Below are 3,897 nucleotides of genomic sequence, written 5' to 3' on the forward strand. Positions count from 1 at the left end.
GCTACGGGCTAGCCTGGCCGTGACCGCCGACCCGTGTACCGACAACTAGCTGCGGAGAGCACACATGGACAAACCCAAGGTCGACTTCTCGTCCCTCATCACTGCGACCCTCGCCACCGTCATCGGTGGACTCATCCTCTCGGGCTTGTCGCGACTCTGGGAGATACTGGCGATGCGCTTCAGCGTCCCCCTCTGGCTCGCCCTAGGCGTTCTCGCCCTCTTCCTCGCCACAACCGTGGCCTGGCTGCGCATCATCAGCCAACTTGCCAACGCTTTCGCCGAGGAACGCGACCGGCTCCAGCGGGAGCTCATCGAATGCCGCGCCATGTTGCCCGCGGGTAGCCCCATCACGCTGCCCTTCCCGTAGAGTCGCGCTACAATACGGCGGACTCAGACCGTCGCGCCACGGCCTTCACGGTAGCAATGCGGTAGCAGGGTAGTACTGCAGACTGGTGGGACCCAACGCGCCAAGGCTCTGAGCAGGTCAAACAGCGTTCCGCCCTCGTAGCTCAGGGGATAGAGCACAGGTTTCCTAAACCTGGTGCCGGAGGTTCGAATCCTCCCGGGGGCACCATCCGCGAAGACACGGGCCGCGGCTCCTCGCCGCGGCCCGTTCGCGTTCGCGCCCCGGAGCGCTTCAGTACTGGCCGGCGTTGATGCGCTCCTCCGCGCGCGCGAGCGCCTCGTCGAAGGCGCCCGCATGCTCCACGAGCTGCTCGGACTGGTCGATCAGCTCGCCGAGCAGCACGTCGGCGTCCTCGAGCCAGTCCGGCATCTTGGCGTCGTTGAGGCGTTTGTTGAAGTCGTTGTAGCGATCGGTGGCCTTGTTGAGGTCGTTGTAGCGGCCTCGCTTGCCGTAGTCGGCGATGTCGGCCGCCGCTGCGATCTGGTCGCGCTGCAGGACGAACACCGCGCGCCAGGTGGCCACGTCGAGGTCCTTGTTCTGGGCGGCGAGTGCGTCGACGTGCTTCAGGGCGGCGGCGGCGCGGACCTTCGCGGCGGCCGCGTCCTTCTTCGCCGCGTCCCACTTCTCGTGGTTCGAGTTGTCGATGGACGAATTCATCAGGTCAGTGGCCGCGTCGAGCTCGTCCGTAGCGCTGTCGACGAGGGACATCACGCCCGCGAGGCGCTTCGCCTCGGACGCGACGGCCTGCGCGGCGGCCGCCATCTCCTTGGCCTCCGTCCCTGCCTCCACGAGTGCCTCCTTGGACGGCGAGTCGTCGAGCGCCTCGGCGAGCTTCACGGCCTCGTCGATCTCGGCGGCCGTCGCCTCGAGCACCGGCCCGGCCACCTCGGCGAACTCCTCCATCGCGGCTGCCTCATCACCGACCGCCGTGTCCAGTCCCACAGCCGCCGCCTCAAGGTCCTCCAAGTCCTCAGCGATCGCGTTGTAGCGCTCGAAGACGGCCTCGGTGCGCTCGGCCTTGCCCACGAGCAGCTTGCCGGCCATCGCCGCGCCCGCTCCGACGACCGCACACAAGACGAGTGCGCCGATCGCGACCCCGATGAGGATCTTGCGCCCGAGCCGCTTCCCCGCACCCGGTGCCTGCTCGGCTGCCGGCGGCTCGGCGGTCTCGGGCGTCCACGGTCCCGCGTCCTGCTGCCCACCGTCGGTCGTGCCCGTGCTGCCGCCGCCCTGCAGGTCGTCGCCCACGTCGCCTCCCGTTCGCCGTCAGGTCGATCCGCAGCCAGTCTACCTGACCGCACCTTCGGGCCGCCGAGATCGCACCGCTCGCCCGCCCCCGCACGCCGCTCACCTTCCTGACGAAGCCTGAGTGCCTCCAGCCCTCAACCGGCCGCCAGGCCTGCCGATACACTCGCGCACAGGCCGCTCCCGCCGGCACGGGAAGGTGACGCATCATGGGCAAGGCCAACTGCTGGGAGTTCAAGAAGTGCGGCTGCGAGCCCGGCGGCGAGAACGTCATGGAGCTGGGCGTCTGTCCGGCCTCCACGGAGCGCACGGTCGACGGCATCAACGGCGGCACGAACGGCGGCCGGGCGTGCTGGGCAATCGTCGGGACGCTGTGCAAGGGCACGGTCCAGGACAGCATCGCCGCGAAGCTGCACAACTGCGTCGGCTGCGAGTTCCGCGAGTCGGTGGAGCTCGACGAGGGCGCGAACCTGCGCACGCCCTCGATGATCGCGGACCTCACCCGCTGAGGCGCACGCTCACCTCACGCCGAAGAACGTGAACCCAGGCGCCTCGACGAGCACCTCGTAGCGCGGGTCGGCCCGCAGCTCGGCGTCTACGAGCGCGGCATCCTTCTGCTTCGCGAACACGAACGCGTAGCGCGCGCCGTACTCCTCGGCCAGCGCGGCGCGGCGCTCGGGCGACGTGCCCGGCGTGAAGAACTCCTGCGTGTGCGCGAGCCGCGTCCGATAGCCCGACTTGCCGATGAACACCGGCGTATGCGACTCCAGCGACGCGACCACGGCGACGGGCGCCAGCCCCATGAGGTAGTAGCCCGCCTCGGCGTCCGCCATCACGACCGGGTAGCCGCCGTCGACGATCGCCGTGAGCTTCTTCAGGTCGTAGAGGCCGAGCACCGGACGCAGGTCGCGTGCGCGCGACTCGGCGACCGAGTAGATGTGCCCGCGGCGCGGCGTGCCCCAGCCCTGCACGTACGTCGAGAGCAGGTAGGGCGTGCCGGACAGCAGCGTCACGGCGAGCAGGGCGCAGGTGAGGTGCCGCATGCCTCGGCGGGACTGCGTCTCCGCGATGCCGAGGCCCCACGCCGCGACCGCGTACGGCGCGAACCGCAGCAGCTCGGCCATGCGCGCGACCATGTACGAGGAGAACCCGAGCGCCCAAGTCGAGATCGGCGGCACGAGGGTGATGACCGGGCCGAGCAGGGCGATCGCGGCGGCGGACGCCGACGCGGCCGCGCCCGGGCGGCGGATGCGCAGGACCGCGAGCACGCCGAGCACCACCGCCATGGCGAACGCCCAGAAGCCCCCGAAGTCGAAGCCACCCGGCACGACGACCCGCCACCACGGCGCGAGCATGCGGACCTGGTCGGCCGCCCAGATGAACGACTCCGAGCCGATCACGCTCGAGCCCCGCAGCGCCGTCACCCGCGGCAGGAGCGTCGGCACCGCAGCGGCCGCCGTGAGCGCGAGCGCGGCGCCCACGCGGCGCGCGCCGCCGAGCAGGTCGGCCTGCTCGCGGCCGGCCGAGGCGGCGGCGGCCACCACCAGCGCGACGGCGATCGCGGCGCCGCACAGCAGCACGAGCTCGGCCGAGGCGATGTGCATCGCGAACGCCCCGAGCCCGACCCCCGCCGCGGCGAGCGTGATCTCGGGCCGCTTCTCCTCGGCAGCCCACACCATCAGCGCCACGGCCGTCAACGCGAGTGAGATGGACACCTTGTTCGGATAGCCGAAGTCGCGGAAGTCGGCGAACCACGCGCCGACGACCCACGCGGCCGTCGCGACGGACGCCGCGCGGGACGTGCCGGCGAGGCGCCGCGCGAGCAGCCAGAACGCGAGCACCATCGCCGCGGCCGACAGGGCCGTGAGCGGGCGGAACAGCACCGCGACGTCGGCGGTCGTCAGCTTGGCGAAGACCGCGAGCAGCGTCTGCAGGATGCCCGCGGTCGAGTCGATCTGCTCGCTCGCGGTGCCGAAGAACGGGTCGGTCACCAGCGGGCGGCCCGTGGCGAGCAGGGAGCGGGCGGCCGCGAGGTGGTAGTAGGTGTCCGGCGTGCCGAACCACCACGGGCCCTGGAGCCACGCAGCCACGCCCGCCAGCGACGCGAGCGCGAGGCCGGGCGCGGCGCCGGGCGCCGGCGGCCCTCCCGCGCGCCACTGCCGCCACGCCCACAGCACGGAGGCGAGCGCCGCCGCCGCGTAGGCGAACACCACGTACCCGAGGTCGAAATGCAGGTAGTGCGCCGC

3 protein-coding genes, 1 tRNA gene and 1 pseudogene are annotated in these 3,897 nt (G+C 71.5%); 4 read left to right on the plus strand and 1 reads right to left on the minus strand.

Annotated features, from left to right (window positions below):
• Positions 1 to 64: 64 nt before the first annotated feature.
• Positions 65 to 367 (plus strand): hypothetical protein, encoded by a 303-nt coding sequence (locus FDZ70_07405; GenBank protein ID TLM74020.1) that lies wholly within the window; start codon positions 65 to 67, stop codon positions 365 to 367.
• A 131-nt stretch (positions 368 to 498) separates the two neighbouring features.
• Positions 499 to 574, plus strand: a tRNA-Arg gene (locus tag FDZ70_07410).
• A gap of 63 nt (positions 575 to 637) precedes the next feature.
• On the opposite strand, the gene FDZ70_07415 is transcribed toward FDZ70_07410, so the two are convergent.
• Positions 638 to 1,654 carry a hypothetical protein gene (locus FDZ70_07415; protein ID TLM74021.1) on the minus strand — a complete coding sequence of 339 codons (1,017 nt, stop codon included), beginning with the start codon at positions 1,652 to 1,654 and terminating at the stop codon, positions 638 to 640.
• A 206-nt stretch (positions 1,655 to 1,860) separates the two neighbouring features.
• Between FDZ70_07415 and FDZ70_07420 the strand changes: the two genes are divergently transcribed.
• Positions 1,861 to 2,160 (plus strand): hypothetical protein, encoded by a 300-nt coding sequence (locus FDZ70_07420; protein TLM74022.1) that lies wholly within the window; start codon positions 1,861 to 1,863, stop codon positions 2,158 to 2,160.
• A gap of 980 nt (positions 2,161 to 3,140) precedes the next feature.
• Positions 3,141 to 3,296, plus strand: a pseudogene (locus FDZ70_07425) (cell division protein ZapC).
• The last annotated feature ends 601 nt before the right edge of the window (positions 3,297 to 3,897 follow it).

This window comes from Actinomycetota bacterium (assembly GCA_005774595.1).
GTDB lineage: Bacteria > Actinomycetota > Coriobacteriia > Anaerosomatales > D1FN1-002 > D1FN1-002.